The organism is Vibrio sp. 10N.222.48.A3 (genome assembly GCF_041475345.1).
Lineage (GTDB): Bacteria > Pseudomonadota > Gammaproteobacteria > Enterobacterales > Vibrionaceae > Vibrio > Vibrio tasmaniensis_A.
On sequence record NZ_JBFRVX010001499.1, the window covers coordinates 1 to 380 of the forward strand.

1 protein-coding gene is annotated in these 380 nt (G+C 47.4%); it reads left to right on the forward strand.

The annotated features are described in order from the left end of the window. A partial coding sequence (locus tag AB4653_RS27385) for a sulfatase-like hydrolase/transferase (RefSeq protein ID WP_372105814.1) occupies positions 1–380 on the forward strand: 380 nt, incomplete at both ends.

Sequence of the window (380 nt, forward strand, 5' to 3'; positions counted from 1 at the left end):
ACATTCTTGCTATCTGGGCAGATGATCTTGGTTACTACAACACTAGCGCATACAACCGTGGAATGATGGGCTACGAAACGCCGAACATCGATCGTATTGCTCATGAGGGTGCTATTTTTACGGATATGTACGCACAACAATCTTGTACGGCTGGCCGTGCTTCGTTCGTGACAGGTCAACACCCATTCCGTACCGGCCTACTTACCATCGGTATGCCAGGTTCAGCACACGGTATTCCTGACTGGGCTCCTACCATTGGTGATGCTCTTAAAGAAGAAGGTTACGCCACTGCACAATTCGGTAAAAATCACTTAGGCGATCAAGACAAACACCTTCCTACAAACCATGGTTTTGATGAGTTCTTTGGCAACCTTTACCAC